This is a genomic window from Citrobacter sp. S-77 (assembly GCF_963864895.1).
Classification (GTDB): domain Bacteria; phylum Pseudomonadota; class Gammaproteobacteria; order Enterobacterales; family Enterobacteriaceae; genus Citrobacter; species Citrobacter murliniae.
Genome location: NZ_CAWLWU010000002.1, coordinates 1,116,016 through 1,134,865 on the forward strand (window position 1 = coordinate 1,116,016; position 18,850 = coordinate 1,134,865).

The following is an 18,850-nucleotide window of genomic DNA, read 5'->3' on the forward strand; positions in this document are numbered from 1 at the left end:
CCGTCAGCTTGCCGCTCGTATGCCCGACGTTCAGCGCGCGGATTTAGCACTGGCTCTGGTTGCATTATGGCTGGGACGTTTATGCAGCCGGATGGATTATGCCGCCGGGTTTATCTTCATGCGACGCATGGGGTCAGCAGCGTTAACGGCAACCGGTCCGGTACTGAATGTTCTGCCATTCGGCGTCAGTCTTGATGCGGCGGAAAGCCTGCCTGAACTGGCGAAACGCCTTGCCGGGCAGCTAAAGAAAATGCGCCGACATCAGCGCTACGATGCGGAGCAAATTGTGCGTGACAGCGGGCGAGCCGCCGGTGAGGAGCCGTTGTTTGGTCCTGTACTGAACGTGAAAATTTTCGACTATCAGTTAGACATTCCCGGTGTACAGGCGCAAACCCATACGCTGGCGACGGGGCCGGTTAACGATCTCGAACTGGCGCTATTTCCGGATGAAAATGGTGGCCTGAGCATTGAAATCCTGGCAAATAAACAGCGCTACGATGAAGCCACGCTGACACAGCATGCCTCGCGTTTAGCAGGTCTTATCGACCAGTTTGCTGAAAATCCGGCGCTGTGCTGCGGCGAGGCAGAGATGCTGCTGCCGACAGAACACGCACAGCTGGCGAAGATTAACGATACTGAAGTTGAGATCCCGTCCACTACGCTAAGTGCGCTGATTGCGACACAAAGCGATAAAACACCGGATGCCCCGGCGCTGGCCGATGCCCGCTATCAGTTCAGCTATCGCGAAATGCGCCAGCAGGTGGTTGCGTTGGCAAAACTTCTGCGCGAACACGGCGTGCGGCCGGGAGACAGCGTGGCGGTGGCCTTACCACGTTCCGTTTTCCTTACCCTGGCGCTGCACGGTATTGTCGAAGCCGGAGCCGCCTGGCTACCGCTTGATACCGGATATCCGGACGATCGTCTGCGGATGATGCTGGAAGACGCTAAACCCACGCTGTTAATCACTACCGATGAACAGCTGGCGCGCTTTAGCGATATTCCTGGGCTGGAAAGCCTGTGCTACAACGCGCCTCTGCCAGCGCGCGATTGCACGCCATTGGCGTTATCACAACCAGGCCATACGGCCTATATCATTTTCACCTCCGGATCGACGGGTAGACCAAAGGGGGTGATGGTAGGGCAGACCGCTATCGTTAACCGCCTGCTATGGATGCAAAATCACTATCCGCTGACGGCAGACGATGTGGTGGCGCAAAAAACGCCATGCAGTTTTGATGTTTCGGTATGGGAGTTTTTCTGGCCATTTATTGCCGGTGCAAAACTGGTGATGGCTGAGCCTGAGGCTCACCGTGACCCGATAGCGATGCAACATTTCTTTGCGCAATATGGCATAACGACAACGCACTTTGTGCCGTCAATGCTGGCGGCTTTTGTCGCTTCGCTGACGCCGGAAACGGCGCGGGAGAGCTGCGCCACGCTGAAACAGGTATTCTGCAGCGGTGAAGCCCTGCCGGCAGAGTTATGCCGCGAGTGGGAACAACTGACGCATGCTCCGCTGCACAATTTGTACGGTCCAACTGAAGCAGCAGTCGATGTGAGCTGGTATCCGGCCTGGGGTGAAGAACTCGCCGCAGTGACCGGCAACAGCGTGCCGATTGGCTATCCGGTCTGGAACACCGGCTTGCGGATCCTCGACGCCATGATGCGCCCGGTGCCTGTCGGCGTAGCGGGGGATCTGTATCTGACGGGGATCCAACTGGCGCAAGGGTATCTGGGTCGACCGGATCTGACGGCGAGCCGTTTTATCGCCGATCCGTTTGCGCCGGGTGAACGTATGTATCGTACCGGTGACGTGGCGCGCTGGCTTGAGTCTGGAGCGGTTGAGTATCTTGGGCGTAGTGATGACCAGCTAAAAATTCGCGGGCAGCGCATTGAGCTGGGCGAGATTGACCGGGTGATGCAGATGCTACCCGATGTTGAACATGCTGTTACCCATGCCTGCGTGTTCAACCAGGCAGCGGCGACAGGTGGCGATGCGCGACAATTGGTGGGATATCTGGTGTCTCAATCGGGTTTACCATTAGATATTCCTGCCTTGCAGGAGCGTCTGCGCGAGAAACTGCCTGCGCATATGGTGCCGACGGTCCTGTTACAACTGGCTGAATTGCCGCTTAGCGCTAACGGTAAGCTGGATCGTAAAGCGCTGCCAATGCCGCAGTTAGCGGCTCGAACGCCAGGACGCGCGCCGCAGCCTGGCACGGAATCAATGATTGCCCAGGCCTTCTCAGCTTTGCTGGCCTGTGAGGTCAATGATGTTGACGCTGACTTCTTTGCGCTTGGTGGCCATTCGTTGCTGGCAATGAAGCTGGCAGCGCAGCTGAGCCAGCTCTTTGCGCGTCAGGTTACGCCGGGGCAGATTATGGTTGCCTCCACAGTCGGACAACTGAGCGCATTGCTGGACGGCGCTGATGACGAACAGTCGCAGCGCCTGGGGTTTGAAGCGCTGCTACCGTTGCGCGAGAGTCATGGTCCGACGCTGTTCTGCTTCCATCCGGCATCGGGCTTTGCCTGGCAATTTAGCGTGCTGTCACGTTATCTCACGTCGCAGTGGTCAATTATTGGCATCCAGTCGCCGCGACCGAATGGGCCAATGCAGACGGCGGAAAACCTCGACGAGGTCTGTGAACATCATCTGGCAACGCTACTGCGCCAACAGCCTCATGGTCCCTACTATTTGTTGGGCTACTCGTTGGGTGGCACGCTGGCGCAGGGTATTGCGGCGCGTTTGCGAGCCCGGGGGGAAACCGTCGCGTTCCTTGGTCTGCTGGATACCTGGCCACCGGAGACGCAAAACTGGCAGGAAAAAGAGGCTAATGGATTGGATCCTGCCGTGCTGGCGGAAATCGATCGTGAGCGTGAGGCCTTTCTTGCTGCACAACAAGGGAATGCTTCGGAGGCATTATTCAGCGCTATCGAAGGTAATTACGCCGATGCGGTTCGTTTGTTAACTACGGCGCACAGCGCAAAATTTGATGGCAGAGCAACGTTATTTGTCGCCGAGAAAACGCGCCAGGCCGATCCGCAAACAGTCTGGGCTCCGTGGGTTGGGGAGTTAGCGGTATATAGCCAGGATTGTGCGCATGTCGATATTATTTCCCCGACAGCATTTGAAAGGATAGGTCCCGTTATAAATGCGTTGATCAATAAGCGGTAAACAAATCAGCATTGCGATAGATACCCGTCATACTTCAAGTTGTTTGGGTGTTGGTTACCCCAGTCGCTTATCAGGTAAGTGACTGGGGGTTCGATAAGTTGCTGGCTTCAAGCAACTCGAATAATTTTGGGGGGAGGTATTTGAATAAATCCATGATGTAAAAAATATGTTATTAATTTGTGTGTTTTTTTGTTTGTCTCAAACGTAAATGGAAAGGATATTAATTTCTAATACAACATTTGGTAGGCATTTACGTGTAAAGATTGTTTCAGATAATTCTGAGTAGCTGTTAGACTCCGGCTAAGGAAGTATTTTTCTTTTGGCAAAGATTTCAGGTTATACAGAATGTCATCACTCAATATAAAGCAAGATAGAGATTCGGAATTCACTGCTTATCCTCAAACCACAGTAAATGGAAATGAAATTGATTTAGTGGGCCTGATCGAGATTTTATGGCGAGCCAGGACGAAAATCATCGCTACCGTTTTCGCATTTGCCTGCATAGGCCTTCTGGTGTCTTTTCTGCTTCCTCAAAAATGGACCAGCGAGGCGGTTGTAACGCCAGCAGAACCTGTTCAGTGGCAGGAACTTGAGAATACGTTAACCAAATTACGTGTGCTCGACATGGACATTAGCGTCAGTCGTGGGGATGTGTTTAACCTGTTTATCAAAAAATTCCAGTCTCCATTACTTTTGGAAGAATATCTGCGCTCTTCACCCTATGTATTAGAACAATTGAAGGGTGCCGATTTCGACGAAATGGATCTTCATCGGGCGATCGTAAGGCTCAGTGAAAAAATGACAGCGGTTGACAGCAATTTGAGTAAAAAAAATGAAACCGCGCTCTATACCGCATGGACGTTGAGTTTTACTGCACCATTAGCAGAAGAAGCACAGGCGGTACTGACCGGCTATATCCAGTACATTTCCGATCTTACTGAGAAAGAAACGCTTGAGGATATTCGCAACAAACTGGCCATTAAAACCAGCTTTGAGAAAGAAAGACTCGAAATGGATCGGGTAAGGCTCAAGAATCAACTGGAAGCGAATATTCAGCGACTAAACTACTCGCTGGAGATTGCTAATGCTGCGGGAATTAAAAAACCCGTTTACAGCAATGGCCAGGCGGTGAAGGATGACCCTGATTTCTCTATTTCATTGGGTGCTGATGGCATTACGCGTAAATTAGAAATAGAAAAATCGGTAACAGATGTTGCGGAAATTAACGGTGAATTACGTAATCGCCAATATCACGTTGAACAGCTGTTATCGACGAATGTGAATGACGTCAATTTTACGCCGTTTAAATATCAACGTTCACCTTCACTACCGGTGAAAAAAGATGGACCGGCTAAATCGATGATCATTATTCTGGCAGCTTTGCTTGGTGGAATGATAGCGTGCGGTGGGGTGTTGCTGAGCCATGCCATGATGCATCGTAAACACAATGCAGAATTCCTGGGGCAGTCGTTGGTGTGAGTGATTTTGTATGGCGGCAGAAATGTCGCCATACACTACATCCCGTTATTTCTTGCGCCCAAGCGGCACTACTAACGGTGTTCCTGCAACGGGATCATCAATAATCATACAACGCAATCCATAGATTTTTTCGATGAGTTCCGCCGTGACAATCTCTTTTGGCGCACCCTCGGCAATGATTTTTCCATCACGAAGTGCAATCAGGTGCGTGGCATAGCGACAGGCCTGATTAAGGTCGTGCAGAACAGCGGCCAGCGTATATCCTTTCTCACGATTTAGCTCGCTCAGCAGTTCCAGCAGATCGATCTGATGGCTGATATCCAGCCAGGTGGTTGGCTCATCAAGCAACATAATGGATGTTTCCTGTGCCAGCACCATCGCTATCCATGCGCGCTGACGCTGTCCACCGGAAAGGGTATCCACACTTTGTGCCGCCAGGTGGGTGATGCCCGTGGCTTGCATAGCATTTGCCACTGCGTTTTCATCTTCTTGGCGCCAACGGGTAAATAACGGCTGATGCGGGTAGCGACCGCGGGCAACCAGCTCCTGTACGGTAATATCGCCAGGCGTGGTGGCGTTTTGTGCTAACAGACCAATTCTGCGCGCGACCTCTTTACTGGCGTAGTGCTGAATATGCTCCCCGTCCAGCCAGACCTTGCCGTGTTCAGGCGTCATCAGGCGGCTTAACGTGCGTAACAGCGTCGACTTACCGCAGCCGTTAGGGCCAATTATTGCGGTAAAGTGGCCGTCGGGAATTGATACATTAAGGTTTTCTGCCACGGTAAATTTGCCATAACCCAGCGTTAACTGGTCGCCACGCAAACGGGCTACTGATTCGGTCATTTTTTGCGGGACTCCTGAATTAACAAGACGATAAGATAAATACCGCCGAGGCTTACGGTGACAACGCCAACCGGAAGCTGATAAGGCATAAATAGCTGTTGGGCGCATAAATCGGCCATCAGCAGTAGCAACGCTCCGCACAGTGCTGACTGGGTTAATCCCCAACGTGCCGTGCCGCTAAGCCGGCGGGCAATATGCGGTGCGACAAGTGCAATAAAAGAAATTGGGCCAGCCAGCGCAGTGGCTGCAGCGGTCAGAACAACCGCAACCAGCATCATCATCAGACGCGAGCGTTCTACGCTGACTCCCAGCGCGCAGGCGCTGTCATCGCCCATTTCTAACAAGCGCAGACGGCGCACCAGCAGTGCGGCACATACCAACATCACGATAATCAGCGGTGCAGAAGGCCAGGTTTTAGCCCAGGTCAGACCGTTGAGCGATCCGGCGTTCCACAATCCAGCCGTCAACGCGGTTTCTAAAGACGCCTTCAGCAGCAGCCAGGTATTAAACGCCACCAGCATGGCACGAATGCCGATACCGATAATGATAAGTCGGAAAGTGTCGATACCATTACGCCATGCCAGCGCCCAGACCACCAGTGAGGTCAGGATCCCGCCGAGCATCGCCGCCAGCGCGATAGCGGTAAGATGCTGACCAAATAACACCATTGCTACCAGAACACCGCTCCAGGCTCCGGTATTGAAGCCCATTACGTCCGGACTGCCCAGTGGGTTACGCATCAGCGACTGGAATATCGCGCCGCTAACGCCCAGGGCCGCACCAATCAACAGCGCCATCAATACGCGCGGTAAACGCCATTCGGTCACAACCAGTGTAATGCTGCGCGGCGCATCGCCCAGCAGAGCGGCAATAATCTGTTGGGTTTCCAGCGTTACGACGCCGCTACGTAGGCTCCACAATCCGACTGCGAGGCAGCCCACAATCAGCAGCAGACAACTGATAAGTAATCTGCGGGGAAAATGCATCATGCACCACCTCCGCGTTGTTTACGCCGGACCAGGAAGATCAGTACCGGTGCGCCGATAAACGCGCTGACTACGGAGACGCGCAATTCGCCGGGGACAATCAGACGACCGATGATATCGGCAATCAGCAGCAAAGAGGGGGTTGCGAGTAGGGTCACTGGTAGCGACCAGCGATGATCGGCTCCCACCAGCCAGCGTGCCATATGTGGCATCATCAGGCCGATAAAGGCGATAGGACCGACAATAGCGGTTGCGCTACCGCACAGTACGGTAATCACCAACAGACCTATAAGTTGGGTGCGGGCGACTTTGCTGCCCAACGCGGTAGCGGTATCGCTTCCCAGGCTCAGGCTATTCAGGGAACGGCTCAGAAACAACGCGACAGCACCGGCAATAAGCACCGGAGCCAGCACCACTTTCAACGTTTGCAGGCTACGAATATCCAGCGATCCCGCTTGCCAGAAACGCAGCTGATCATAGACGTCCGGGTTGAGCAGGGCGATACCGCTGGATAATCCCTCCAGCACTGCCCCCAGCGCGACACCTGCCAGCGTCAGACGCACCGGGCTTAACTGTCCTCCACCCTGACTGCCGGTAAATGCCACAATCAGCGACGCGGCCAGCGCTCCGGAAAAGGCCATCAGCAACTGCTCTTGCGGGGAGGAAAAACCGAACAGCGATGCACCCAGCACAATGGCAAAGCTGGCCCCGGAATTGACACCGAGAATGCCTGGATCGGCAAGTGGGTTACGTGTGAGCGTCTGCATTAATGCGCCAGCCAATCCCAGCGCACCGCCTGCAAGGAGTCCTGCCAGCGTGCGCGGAAGTCGCGCATCCAGCACGATGGTGCAATCAGCACTTTGACAGGTGCCGGTCAGCGCATCCAGAACCACAGACGCGGGTATCGACCTGGCGCCAATAACCAGACTTAATGCGGTGGAGAGAACAAGTAATAACAATAGTCCGGGCACGGCAAAGGCGCGTGTCACGGAAACAGAGCATGACATATCAACTTCCCTGATAATGATAGTAATTATCGTTATCGATCTTATTTGGGTATGTTAGCATGTGCAGCCACAGAATGGATATTTAAAAAAACAGGTATGCACCTCATTCTTCAGGCTGCGACCTCAATGAGAGCATGTATCTTAAGGCTTTGTAATGAATAGAAAACCCTGGCTGCTAAATCTCAGCCTGTTAAAGACTCATCCTGCATTTCGCGCAGTCTTCCTTGCTCGTTTTATTTCCATCGTCTCTCTGGGACTACTCGGCGTCGCGGTTCCGGTACAGATCCAGATGATGACCCAGTCTACCTGGCAGGTCGGTCTGTCGGTGACGTTAACCGGTAGCGCAATGTTTATTGGTCTGATGGTTGGTGGTGTACTGGCCGATCGTTATGAGCGCAAAAAGGTGATCCTGCTGGCACGCGGAACCTGTGGTATCGGGTTTATTGGTCTGTGCCTGAATGCGCTACTCCCGGAGCCTTCACTGCTGGCTATTTATATTCTGGGCTTATGGGACGGTTTTTTTGCCTCGCTGGGTGTGACGGCGCTGCTGGCGGCGACTCCAGCGCTGGTTGGGCGTGAAAATCTGATGCAGGCCGGGGCGATTACCATGCTAACGGTACGTCTCGGGTCGGTTATTTCACCGATGATTGGCGGGGTATTACTCGCCACCGGCGGCGTTGAGTGGAACTATGGTTTGGCAGCCGCGGGAACCTTTATTACCTTGCTGCCGCTGCTCAGTCTTCCTGCATTGCCACCGCCACCGCAACCACGTGAACACCCGCTCAAATCGCTGCTGGCGGCGTTTCGCTTTCTGCTCGCCAGCCCGCTGATCGGCGGCATTGCGTTGCTTGGCGGCCTTCTGACGATGGCCAGTGCGGTGCGTGTCCTTTACCCCGCGCTGGCCATCGGCTGGCAGATGTCTGCCGCACAGATTGGTCTGCTGTATGCCGCCATTCCGCTGGGTGCCGCAGTGGGGGCATTGACCAGTGGGCAACTGGCGCACAGCGTTCGCCCTGGTTTAATCATGCTGGCCTCTACCGTGGCCTCTTTCTTCGCCATCGGATTGTTTGCGTTGATGCCGGTCTGGGCGCTGGGCGTTATCTGCCTCGCGCTGTTCGGCTGGCTGAGTGCGGTCAGTTCTCTGTTGCAGTACACGATGTTACAGACGCAGACGCCGGAAGCGATGCTCGGGAGAATTAACGGTTTGTGGACCGCGCAAAATGTGACCGGAGATGCCATTGGTGCGGCGCTGTTAGGCGGCCTGGGCGCGATGATGACGCCGGTAGCATCGGCGAGCGTCAGTGGATTTGGTCTGGTAATTGTTGGCCTGTTATTGCTGCTGTTACTGGGGGAACTACGTCGATTCCGTCAGGCACCGCCAGAACCCGATATCGCCTGAGGGTTTATCTGACCTGTGCCCTAAGCCGGGTAAGGCAAAGCCTTCACCCGGCAATGATGTAAAGCGGCTTCGACTTAACTAAACAGTGCAGCGAGACGTTGTAGTAACAGTGTGGCGCTGTAGTAATCCAGACGGAATGTTTCGGTTCCCAGCGCGTAAACGCGTTTATTTTGCACTGCAGGCAGGTGTGCAAGCAGGGGATTCGCGTAAATGGCGTCAGCGTCTTTGCTGTCTCCCGCAAACAGAAACAACGCTTCACCGTTCAGACCTGTCGCCAGGTTTTCACCACCAAGCTGGATGATATCGTGACGTTTACCCTGGCTCTGGCTGGTGTGCAGTCCGGCAGGCAGTGGTGCCAGTGTGAATCCCAATTGTTCCATCAGCTTGCCCTGCGCAGACTCTGGTGTCCACAGATTGGCGCTATGCGCGGCAGCGGTATACACCAGTGCGCTAACAGGCTGCGGCGGCAGGGTAATACGCTGTTTGACCGCCAGCAGTTGTTTATCAAACTCGGCAATACGCGCCGCTGCCTGTTCCTCATGACCGGTGATTTCACCTAACTGCGTCAGCAGTGATTGCCAGCTTTTGTCGTCGTAATTAATGATAAGCGTTGGGGCAATGGTGGAAAGTTGATCGTAGAGCGCGAGAGCGGAATCTCCTCCGGTGGCGCTGATCAGAATCAGGTCGGGCATTTGTGCCGCAACGGCTTCGGCGCTCGGTTCACCAATATACAGGCGGCTCAGCTTGCGGGCTTTTGCCACGTCACTCCACTGGCGTAAAAATCCCTGAGCGTCACCAATGCGATTGTTTGGCGTGGTAGCGCCGCTGGCGATGATGGGCGCATCAATGGCCAGCAGAGAGCCGGTCAGAGTGACGCTGGTGGAAACAATACGTTGAGGCTTTTGTTCCAACGTGTGCGTCCCCCGGCTGTCGGTAACCTGACGCGGCCAGTCAGCGGCATGACTTAAAGAAATTCCTGAAATAGACAGTCCAACCAGTAAGAGCGCAGTGCGGTAAAAAGCGGGGAGTCTCACAAATAAGCTTCCTGTTATCAATGTAGTTAATGCTTCTCATTTTCATTGTTACGGGACAGGTATGCAAGCCTAAGTCGCACATTGTGCTACCGCAAGAGTTGACATGCTGTCGCTTTGCTTTTAGGTTAGCGACCGAAAATATAAATGATAATCATTATTAAAACCTTTATCATTTTTTGGAGGATGATATGGATACGTCACTGGCCGAGGAAAAAACGCAGACTATGGCAACTCTCGCTCCCGACAATTTTTTCTTTATGTCGCCGTATCGTAGCTTTACGACGTCAGGATGCTTTGCCCGCTATGCGGAACCGGCAATTGATGGCGATTCGCCAGACAGCCCTTTCCAACAGAAAATGCACGCACTGTTTGCCGATGCTAAATCGCACGGTATCGCAAACCCCATCATGGTTGGAGCTATTCCTTTTGACACCCGCCAGCCGTCATCACTGTTTATTCCTGAGTCATGGCAGACTTTCTCCCGCACGGAGAAGCAAAAATCATCACGTTACTTTACCGCGCATCAGTCACTGAGCGTCATTGAGCGTAAATCGATCCCGGAACAGGACTTTTTTGAACAGATGGTTTCCCGGGCGGCAGCGCTGACGGCAACTCCGGAAGTTGACAAAGTGGTGCTGTCACGCCTGATCGATATCGAGACGGATGCTGTCATTGACAGCGGTGCGCTGCTGGAACGTCTGGTGGCGCAAAATCCGGCGAGCTACAACTTCCATGTGCCATTAGAAGATGGTGGCGTCCTGCTTGGTGCCAGCCCTGAATTGCTGTTACGTAAAGAAGGCGAACATTTTAGCTCACTGCCGCTGGCGGGTTCTGCTCGTCGTCAGCCGGATGATGTACTGGATCGGGAAGCGGGTATCCGCCTGCTGGCCTCCGAGAAAGACCGACATGAACATGAACTGGTGACGCAGGCGATGAAAACGGTTTTGCGCGAACGCAGTAGTGAACTGCAACTCCCGTCATCTCCTCAACTGGTGACGACACCAACGCTTTGGCACCTCGGTACACCGTTTGAAGGTAAAGCCAACGCCCAGGAGAATGCGCTGACGCTGGCATGCCTGCTGCACCCAACACCTGCGCTGAGCGGCTTCCCGCATCAGGTCGCCACGAAATTGATCGCTGAACTGGAGCCATTTGACCGTGAACTGTTTGGCGGCATCGTCGGTTGGTGTGATGCCGAAGGTAATGGCGAATGGGTGGTCACGATCCGTTGCGCGAAACTGCTGCGCAATCAGGTGCGTTTCTTCGCTGGTGCCGGAATTGTCCCTGCCTCATCTCCTGTTGCGGAGTGGCGCGAAACTGGCGCCAAGCTTTCGACTATGTTGAATGTTTTTGGACTGCATTAAGAGCCTGGTCCATCAGGTTATTTTATTTGCCAGTTTGGACACGGACAGCGCGGAGCAACCGGATCGTACTTGTAGTACGTGAGGATTGTGAGCACTGCCCAGGGGCAAACTGGCTGCAACAATATACGCCTTATTGACAGGCTCTAAGGAGTGATGATGAGTATTCCTTTCACCCGTTGGCCGGAAGAATTTGCCCGTCGCTACCGTGAAAAAGGCTACTGGCAGGATCTGCCACTGACTGACATTTTAACCCGCCATGCCGACAGCGATCACACGGCAGTCATTGATGGGGAACGCCATCTTAGTTACCGCCAGCTTAACCAGGCGGCTGACAATCTCGCCTGCAGTCTGCGTCGTCAGGGGATCAAACCCGGAGAAACTGCGCTGGTGCAGTTGGGCAATGTGGCCGAGTTGTATATCACTTTCTTTGCGCTGCTTAAGCTGGGTGTTGCGCCCGTTTTTGCATTATTCAGCCATCAGAGAACTGAGCTTAATGCTTATGCGACACAAATTGAGCCGGCGCTGCTGATTGCCGATCGCCAGCACGCGCTGTTCGCCGGTGACGATTTTCTGAACACGTTTGTAGCGCAGCACAACTCCGTGCGCGTGGTGCTGTTGCTCAATGATGAGGGCGAGCACAACCTGCAAAATGCGATAAGCCAGCCTGCTGCTGATTTTAGCGCCACGCCGTCGCCTGCCGATGAAGTGGCGTATTTCCAGCTTTCCGGTGGTACCACCGGCACACCAAAGCTGATCCCGCGTACTCATAACGATTACTACTACAGCGTGCGTCGCAGTAATGAGATTTGTCATTTTACTGAGCAAACGCGCTATTTGTGCGCTATTCCGGCGGCGCATAACTACGCCATGAGTTCACCAGGTTCGCTGGGCGTATTCCTGGCGGGTGGAACCGTGGTACTGGCGGCCGATCCGAGCGCGACGCTGTGCTTCCCGCTGATCGAAAAGCATCAGGTTAACGTTACGGCGCTGGTGCCGCCCGCGGTGAGTCTTTGGCTACAGGCGATTGGAGAGTGGGGCAGCAATGCGCAACTGGCTTCCCTGACGCTGCTTCAGGTGGGGGGGGCGCGACTTTCCGCAACGCTGGCGGCACGTATCCCGGCGGAAATTGGCTGCCAGTTGCAGCAGGTCTTTGGTATGGCGGAAGGGCTGGTGAACTACACCCGTCTGGACGACAGCCCGGAACGCATCATCAATACCCAGGGGCGGCCAATGTGTCCGGATGATGAAGTCTGGGTAGCGGATGCTGATGGTAACCCTTTACCACAGGGCGAAACAGGACGCCTGATGACGCGTGGCCCGTACACTTTCCGTGGTTATTTCAAAAGCCCCGAGCACAATGCCAGCGCGTTTGATGCTAACGGGTTTTATTGCTCCGGCGATCTGATCTCTATCGATCAGGATGGTTACATCACCGTGCAAGGGCGTGAGAAAGATCAGATCAACCGGGGTGGGGAGAAGATCGCCGCGGAAGAGATTGAAAACCTGTTACTGCGTCATCCGGCGGTGATCCACGCTGCGCTGGTCAGTATGGATGATGAGCTGATGGGTGAGAAAAGCTGTGCCTGGCTGGTGGTTAAAGAGCCGCTGCGTGCGGTACAGGTACGTCGTTTTCTGCGCGAGCAGGGCGTGGCGGAGTTCAAATTACCGGACCGTGTGGAGTGCGTTGAGTCATTGCCGCTGACCCCGGTCGGTAAAGTGGATAAAAAACAATTACGTCAGTGGCTGGCATCACGCTCACTGGCCTGAAGGAGAATAAAAGATGGCGATTCCTAAACTGCAGGCTTATGCACTGCCCACAGCGCTTGATGTTCCGGTGAACAAAGTCGACTGGGCGTTTGAACCAGAGCGTGCTGCGCTGTTGGTACACGATATGCAGGATTACTTTATCAGCTTCTGGGGCGAAAATTGCCCGATGATGAAGCAGGTGGTGGCGAACATCGCCGCGCTGCGCCAGTACTGCAAAGAACACAATATCCCCGTCTATTACACCGCACAGCCGAAAGATCAGAGCGATGAAGATCGGGCCCTGCTTAATGATATGTGGGGACCGGGTCTGACACGCTCGCCTGAGCAGCAAAAAATCGTTGATGCGCTGGCGCCGGACGAAGCGGATACCATTCTGGTGAAATGGCGTTACAGCGCATTCCATCGCTCTCCGCTGGAACAGATGCTGAAAGAGACCGGACGTAATCAGCTGATTATTACCGGCGTTTATGCCCATATCGGGTGTATGACTACGGCAACGGATGCCTTTATGCGCGATATCAAGCCGTTTATGGTGGCCGATGCGCTGGCGGACTTTAGTCGTGACGAACACATGATGTCGCTGAAATATGTGGCAGGGCGTTCCGGTCGCGTGGTGATGACGCAGGAGTTATTGCCGACACCTGTTCCCACCAGTAAAGAGGCACTACGCAGCGTTATTCTGCCGCTGCTGGATGAGTCCGATGAGCCGATGGATGATGAAAATCTAATCGACTACGGTCTGGATTCAGTGCGTATGATGGCGCTGGCGGCACGCTGGCGTAAAGTGCATAGCGATATCGACTTCGTGATGCTGGCGAAAAATCCGACGATTGACGCCTGGTGGAAACTGCTTTCCCGCGAGGTGAAGTAATGGCCGGGTTTGATTTCGCAGGTAAAACTGTCTGGGTGACTGGCGCAGGTAAAGGTATTGGTTACACCACGGCACTGGCGTTTGTTGACGCCGGTGCGCGGGTAACAGGGTTTGATCGTGAGTTTTCTCAGGATGTGTACCCGTTTGCCACTGAAGTGTTGGATGTGGCAAATGCCGGGCAGGTGGCTGAGGTGTGTCAGCGCGTGTTGCAAAAGAGTGAGCGGCTGGATGTGCTGGTCAATGCCGCTGGGATTTTGCGTATGGGGCCAACCGACGCACTGAGCCAGGAAGACTGGCAGCAGACGTTTGCTGTCAATGTCGGTGGCGCGTTTAATCTGTTTCAGCAGACGATGGCGCAGTTTCGTCGCCAGCAGGGCGGGGCGATAGTGACCGTAGCTTCTGATGCAGCGCACACGTCGCGGATCGGTATGAGTGCTTATGGGGCGTCAAAAGCCGCGCTGAAAAGCCTGGCACTGACTGTCGGTCTGGAACTGGCAGGCAGCGGTGTGCGCTGTAATGTGGTTTCTCCTGGATCGACCGATACTGATATGCAGCGTACGTTGTGGGTCAGTGATGACGCCGAACAGCAGCGTATTCGTGGGTTTGGCGAGCAGTTTAAGCTCGGTATTCCGTTAGGGAAAATCGCCCGTCCGCAGGAAATTGCCAACACCATTTTATTCCTCGCCTCCGATCTGGCCAGCCATATTACTTTGCAGGATATCGTGGTGGACGGCGGCTCTACGCTGGGAGCATGACGATGATCTGGAAACGACATTTAACCCTTGATGAACTGAATGCAACCAGTCAGAACACGCTGGTTGCGCATTTAGGTATCAACTATACCCGACTGGGTGATGATGTACTGGAAGCCGAAATGCCGGTGGATGCTCGTACCCATCAGCCGTTTGGTCTGCTGCATGGTGGCGCGTCGGCGGCGCTGGCGGAAACGCTGGGATCGATGGCGGGCTACCTGATGACTCGCGACGGACAATGTGTGGTGGGCACGGAGTTGAACGCGACGCACCATCGCGCGGTTTCGCAGGGAAAAGTGCGTGGTGTTTGCCAGCCGTTGCATCTCGGTCGTCAAAACCAAAGCTGGGAAATCGTGATTTTTGATGAGCAGGGACGTCGCTGCTGTACCTGTCGTTTAGGAACTGCGGTGATGGGGTGAAGTTGCCGACAGAGTAAAATGAAATTGCATTGTTAACAGGTAAATGAAGTGATCTAGTTAACAATGCAATGTAAATAGTCAGTAGTGTCTCGGGTTTATGTGGTTGTCAGGTTGTTAAATCCGGAAAAGATGTTATAGAAACAAAATGTAACATCTTTCTGGAACACGCAAACGGATAACAACTATGAACAAATCAGGGAAATACCTCGTCTGGACATTGCTCTCCGTCATGGGAGCATTTGCCCTGGGATATATTGCGTTAAACCGTGGTGAACAGATCAACGCGCTGTGGATAGTGGTAGCGTCGGTCTGTGTCTATCTTATTGCCTATCGTTTTTATGGCCTGTACATCGCTAAAAATGTACTGGCGCTTGACCCGACGCGTATGACGCCAGCCGTACGCCATAACGACGGTCTGGATTATGTTCCCACCGATAAAAAAGTGCTGTTTGGTCACCATTTTGCGGCAATCGCCGGGGCAGGTCCGTTAGTCGGTCCGGTGCTGGCGGCGCAGATGGGCTATCTGCCGGGGATGATCTGGCTGCTGGCCGGGGTAGTTCTGGCGGGCGCGGTGCAGGACTTTATGGTGCTGTTCGTTTCAACCCGTCGCGATGGCCGTTCCCTTGGCGAACTGGTGAAAGAAGAGATGGGGCCGACGGCAGGCGTTATTGCGCTGGTGGCATGCTTCATGATTATGGTGATTATCCTCGCGGTACTGGCGATGATCGTCGTCAAAGCGCTGACTCACAGCCCGTGGGGAACCTACACCGTGGCGTTCACCATCCCGCTGGCGATCTTTATGGGCGTTTATCTGCGCTATCTGCGTCCAGGTCGCATTGGTGAAGTGTCAGTCATTGGCCTGGTGTTCCTGGTATTTGCCATTATTTCCGGCGGTTGGGTTGCTGAAAGCCCGACCTGGGCACCGTACTTTGACTTTACCGGCGTGCAACTGACCTGGATGCTGGTGGGCTACGGTTTTGTGGCAGCCGTGCTTCCGGTATGGCTGCTGCTGGCTCCGCGTGATTACCTCTCTACCTTCCTGAAAATCGGGACGATTGTTGGCCTGGCGGTGGGTATTTTGATCATGCGCCCGACGCTGACCATGCCTGCGTTAACCAAGTTCGTTGACGGTACCGGTCCGGTGTGGACAGGTAACCTGTTCCCGTTCCTGTTTATTACTATTGCCTGCGGGGCGGTGTCTGGCTTCCATGCGCTGATCGCTTCCGGTACTACGCCGAAGATGCTGGCGAATGAAGGGCAGGCCTGTTTTATCGGCTACGGTGGGATGTTGATGGAGTCCTTTGTCGCCATTATGGCGCTGGTCTCCGCCTGTATCATCGATCCGGGCGTTTACTTTGCGATGAACAGCCCGATGGCGGTGCTGGCTCCGGCGGGTACAGTAGATGTGGTGGCTTCTGCAGCACAGGTAGTGAGCAGTTGGGGCTTTGCGATCACCCCGGATACTCTGCATCAAATCGCCAATGAGGTCGGGGAGCAATCCATTATTTCCCGCGCAGGTGGTGCACCAACGCTGGCTGTGGGGATGGCGTACATTCTGCACGGTGCGCTGGGTGGCATGATGGATGTTGCGTTCTGGTATCACTTCGCCATTCTGTTTGAGGCGTTGTTTATTCTGACGGCGGTTGATGCCGGTACACGAGCCGCGCGCTTTATGCTGCAAGACTTGCTGGGCGTGGTGTCGCCGAGCCTGAAGCGTACCGACTCGCTGCCTGCTAACCTGCTGGCGACAGCGCTATGCGTACTGGCCTGGGGTTACTTCCTGCACCAGGGCGTGGTGGATCCATTAGGTGGTATCAACACTTTGTGGCCGCTGTTTGGTATCGCCAACCAGATGCTGGCAGGTATGGCGCTGATGCTGTGTGCCGTGGTCTTGTTCAAGATGAAGCGCCAGCGTTACGCATGGGTAGCCCTGGTACCAACGGCGTGGCTGCTGATTTGTACGCTGACCGCTGGCTGGCAGAAAGCGTTTAGCCCTGATGCGAAAATTGGTTTCCTGGCTATCGCTAACAAGTTTCAGGCTATGATCGACAGCGGTAACATTCCGGCGCAGTATACTCAGTCACAGCTCACGCAACTGGTGTTTAACAACCGTCTTGACGCCGGGCTGACTGTCTTCTTCATGGTTGTCGTGGTGGTACTGGGTCTGTTCTCCATCAAAACAGCGCTGGCAGCACTGAAAGAGGACAAACCAACATCGAAAGAAACACCGTACGAACCGATGCCAGAGAATGTTGAAGAGATTGTGGCGCAGGCGAAAGGCGCGCACTAAAATTCTCTTAACCAATAAGCCCTCTCCTGAACGGGGAGGGCGTTTGTACGACAGGGAATTACTATGTTTGAAACGCTCTCAAAAGCCGGCAAATATTTAGGCCAAACCGCCCGATTAATGATTGGCGTGCCAGATTACGACAATTATGTTGAGCATATGCGCGTCACACATCCGGACCAGGCACCTATGAGCTATGAGGAATTCTTCCGTGAGCGGCAGGATGCGCGCTATGGTGGGAAAGGCGGCGCACGCTGCTGTTAATGCTCTTCATCTCACACGCTAAACGACTCCACCTTTTCAAATGCGGCACGCAGGGTTGCTGGTGTTAATGTCACCGGCAGCGCGTGAATAGATTCCATCGGGCGCAGAGTATGCGCAATCACTTTATCGATCTCGGCGTGGTTAGTGATATCTACTTCTAACTGGGCCAGCCGGGTAGGTAAATTGAAGCGCTGATAAGCGGCAATCAATTGCGCCAGCACATCGTCTTGTCCCAGCAGCGCGCTCTGCACCAGTATGCCGTACGCCACTTTGGTGCCATGTAAAAATTTCTCCGTCTGTGGGAGCACGGTCAGGCCATTATGTACCGAATGTGCTGCTGCCACGCGAGTGTAACGCTCACCCAGACCACCAACCATTCCACCACCAGCAATAATCGCATCCACCACATCGCAAAAAGCCTGGGTCAGTTCGCCGCGCTGTTTATCTGCCAGCGCCTGTTCGCTGCTTTCGAGCAGGACGTCGCGGATCGCCAGTGCGCCGTTGAGCCCAAGACGTACGGTTAGTGGCAAGGTTTCGGGTTGTGGCGCAAGTACGACGGCTTCATACCACTTCGCCAGCGTGTCACCGATACCCGCCAGTAAATACTCCTCCGGTGCATTAAGTAGGATCCGCGGCTCCACCAGCACCAGGAAATTGGCATCATCGAATATTTCGAAATGCAGTGCCTGACCGGCATCGTTATACCAGACAGAGAGGGGAGTCCAGGCCGCGCAGGTGGCGGCAATGGTTGGGATTGCCACGAAAGGTAAATTCAACCGACGAGCCAGCGCTTTAGCCGTGTCGAGCAGTGCTCCGCCGCCCACGCCAATCACTATGCTGCGGTCATCTCCCGCATCTTTTGCCAGTTGGCACACATCTGTTTCACTGCAATGTCCGGTAAAGAGCAGATGCTTTGCACCGGTGAGATTAAACGCCTCGGGCAGCCAGGGACGGGCAGCGGCGATGGCCCGTTCGCCATAAACCCAGACGGCGCGCGCGAGTTGCCCGGCAGAGAAAAAATCTTCCAGCCTGGAAAGGCTACCGGTATGGGAAAAATAATTGGCCGGGCCGGTGACGACGCGAATCTCGGTATTACTCATGTTGTGTTGTCCTTTTGGCTGTCCTGTCGAGGCAGGTTATTTTTATATAGACGTCTGAACGTCTTGATTGCCAAATACTAGCATCGTGTTATAGTGGCTTCAA

General features: G+C 54.2%; 15 protein-coding genes. 10 read left to right on the forward strand and 5 right to left on the reverse strand.

Annotation, left to right across the window (positions count from 1 at the left end; translation table 11 throughout):
* Both AACS05_RS05825 and wzz(fepE) read left to right on the forward strand, forming a co-directional pair.
* Positions 1-3,175: enterobactin synthase subunit F (locus AACS05_RS05825; protein WP_045440948.1), on the forward strand; the 3,175-nt coding region annotated here is incomplete at its 5' end.
* Between the two features lie 345 nt (positions 3,176-3,520).
* Positions 3,521-4,654 (forward strand): LPS O-antigen length regulator Wzz(fepE), encoded by a 1,134-nt coding sequence (gene wzz(fepE), locus AACS05_RS05830; protein ID WP_045440950.1) that lies wholly within the window; start codon positions 3,521-3,523, stop codon positions 4,652-4,654.
* 45 nt (positions 4,655-4,699) lie between these two features.
* Here wzz(fepE) and fepC read toward each other — a convergent pair whose 3' ends face one another.
* Genes fepC through fepD form a run of 3 tightly spaced genes read right to left on the reverse strand, consistent with a single transcriptional unit; the run spans position 4,700 to position 7,490 of the window.
* Positions 4,700-5,497: an iron-enterobactin ABC transporter ATP-binding protein gene (gene fepC / locus AACS05_RS05835; RefSeq protein WP_045440968.1), complete on the reverse strand. Its 798-nt coding sequence runs from the start codon at positions 5,495-5,497 to the stop codon at positions 4,700-4,702.
* Positions 5,494-6,486, reverse strand: a complete 993-nt coding sequence (gene fepG / locus AACS05_RS05840) for an iron-enterobactin ABC transporter permease (protein ID WP_045440970.1) — start codon at positions 6,484-6,486, stop codon at positions 5,494-5,496. Before fepG ends, fepC begins: the two co-directional genes overlap by 4 nt.
* The gene (fepD, locus tag AACS05_RS05845; protein WP_045440972.1) at positions 6,483-7,490 is read right to left on the reverse strand and encodes a Fe(3+)-siderophore ABC transporter permease; all 1,008 of its coding nucleotides are present in this window, start codon (positions 7,488-7,490) and stop codon (positions 6,483-6,485) included. The genes fepG and fepD overlap by 4 nt, the downstream gene beginning before the upstream one ends.
* Positions 7,491-7,644: 154 nt before the next feature.
* On the opposite strand from fepD, the gene entS reads away from it, so the two are divergent.
* Positions 7,645-8,889 (forward strand): enterobactin transporter EntS, encoded by a 1,245-nt coding sequence (entS, locus tag AACS05_RS05850; RefSeq protein WP_045440974.1) that lies wholly within the window; start codon positions 7,645-7,647, stop codon positions 8,887-8,889.
* A gap of 74 nt (positions 8,890-8,963) precedes the next feature.
* Here the strand turns inward: entS and fepB are convergent, their stop codons facing one another.
* A complete protein-coding gene (fepB, locus tag AACS05_RS05855; RefSeq protein ID WP_045440976.1) occupies positions 8,964-9,923 on the reverse strand; it encodes a Fe2+-enterobactin ABC transporter substrate-binding protein in 960 nt (319 codons plus the stop codon).
* A gap of 188 nt (positions 9,924-10,111) precedes the next feature.
* Here fepB and entC point away from each other — a divergent pair, with 188 nt between their 5' ends.
* The 7 genes from entC (at position 10,112) to AACS05_RS05890 (ending at position 17,647) form a co-directional block, all read left to right on the forward strand.
* Positions 10,112-11,287 (forward strand): isochorismate synthase EntC, encoded by a 1,176-nt coding sequence (entC, locus tag AACS05_RS05860; protein ID WP_045440978.1) that lies wholly within the window; start codon positions 10,112-10,114, stop codon positions 11,285-11,287.
* Between the two features lie 156 nt (positions 11,288-11,443).
* Entirely contained in the window at positions 11,444-13,054 is a 1,611-nt protein-coding gene (gene entE / locus AACS05_RS05865) for a (2,3-dihydroxybenzoyl)adenylate synthase EntE (RefSeq protein ID WP_045440980.1), read from the forward strand.
* Positions 13,055-13,067: 13 nt separating this feature from the next.
* Positions 13,068-13,925, forward strand: coding sequence for an isochorismatase (locus AACS05_RS05870; protein WP_045440982.1), 858 nt, complete (start codon positions 13,068-13,070; stop codon positions 13,923-13,925).
* Positions 13,925-14,680 carry a 2,3-dihydro-2,3-dihydroxybenzoate dehydrogenase EntA gene (gene entA, locus AACS05_RS05875; protein ID WP_045440984.1) on the forward strand — a complete coding sequence of 252 codons (756 nt, stop codon included), beginning with the start codon at positions 13,925-13,927 and terminating at the stop codon, positions 14,678-14,680. The genes AACS05_RS05870 and entA overlap by 1 nt, the downstream gene beginning before the upstream one ends.
* A gap of 2 nt (positions 14,681-14,682) precedes the next feature.
* On the forward strand, positions 14,683-15,096 hold the full coding sequence (entH, locus tag AACS05_RS05880) for a proofreading thioesterase EntH (protein WP_045449489.1): 414 nt from the start codon (positions 14,683-14,685) through the stop codon (positions 15,094-15,096).
* Positions 15,097-15,280: 184 nt separating this feature from the next.
* On the forward strand, positions 15,281-17,386 hold the full coding sequence (cstA, locus tag AACS05_RS05885; RefSeq protein WP_045440986.1) for a pyruvate/proton symporter CstA: 2,106 nt from the start codon (positions 15,281-15,283) through the stop codon (positions 17,384-17,386).
* A gap of 63 nt (positions 17,387-17,449) precedes the next feature.
* Positions 17,450-17,647, forward strand: coding sequence for a YbdD/YjiX family protein (locus AACS05_RS05890; protein ID WP_045440988.1), 198 nt, complete (start codon positions 17,450-17,452; stop codon positions 17,645-17,647).
* A gap of 11 nt (positions 17,648-17,658) precedes the next feature.
* On the opposite strand, the gene AACS05_RS05895 is transcribed toward AACS05_RS05890, so the two are convergent.
* Positions 17,659-18,747, reverse strand: coding sequence for an oxidoreductase (locus AACS05_RS05895; RefSeq protein WP_045440990.1), 1,089 nt, complete (start codon positions 18,745-18,747; stop codon positions 17,659-17,661).
* Between the last annotated feature and the right edge of the window lie 103 nt (positions 18,748-18,850).

Bases quoted from the DNA above. Each gene is read 5' to 3' on its own strand.
- fepC (WP_045440968.1), bottom strand. From the start codon at position 5,497: ATGACCGAATCAGTAGCCCGTTTGCGTGGCGACCAGTTAACGCTGGGT.
- fepG (WP_045440970.1), bottom strand. From the start codon at position 6,486: ATGATGCATTTTCCCCGCAGATTACTTATCAGTTGTCTGCTGCTGATT.
- fepD (WP_045440972.1), bottom strand. From the start codon at position 7,490: ATGTCATGCTCTGTTTCCGTGACACGCGCCTTTGCCGTGCCCGGACTA.
- entS (WP_045440974.1), top strand. From the start codon at position 7,645: ATGAATAGAAAACCCTGGCTGCTAAATCTCAGCCTGTTAAAGACTCAT.
- entC (WP_045440978.1), top strand. From the start codon at position 10,112: ATGGATACGTCACTGGCCGAGGAAAAAACGCAGACTATGGCAACTCTC.
- entE (WP_045440980.1), top strand. From the start codon at position 11,444: ATGAGTATTCCTTTCACCCGTTGGCCGGAAGAATTTGCCCGTCGCTAC.
- AACS05_RS05870 (WP_045440982.1), top strand. From the start codon at position 13,068: ATGGCGATTCCTAAACTGCAGGCTTATGCACTGCCCACAGCGCTTGAT.
- entA (WP_045440984.1), top strand. From the start codon at position 13,925: ATGGCCGGGTTTGATTTCGCAGGTAAAACTGTCTGGGTGACTGGCGCA.
- entH (WP_045449489.1), top strand. From the start codon at position 14,683: ATGATCTGGAAACGACATTTAACCCTTGATGAACTGAATGCAACCAGT.
- cstA (WP_045440986.1), top strand. From the start codon at position 15,281: ATGAACAAATCAGGGAAATACCTCGTCTGGACATTGCTCTCCGTCATG.
- AACS05_RS05890 (WP_045440988.1), top strand. From the start codon at position 17,450: ATGTTTGAAACGCTCTCAAAAGCCGGCAAATATTTAGGCCAAACCGCC.
- AACS05_RS05895 (WP_045440990.1), bottom strand. From the start codon at position 18,747: ATGAGTAATACCGAGATTCGCGTCGTCACCGGCCCGGCCAATTATTTT.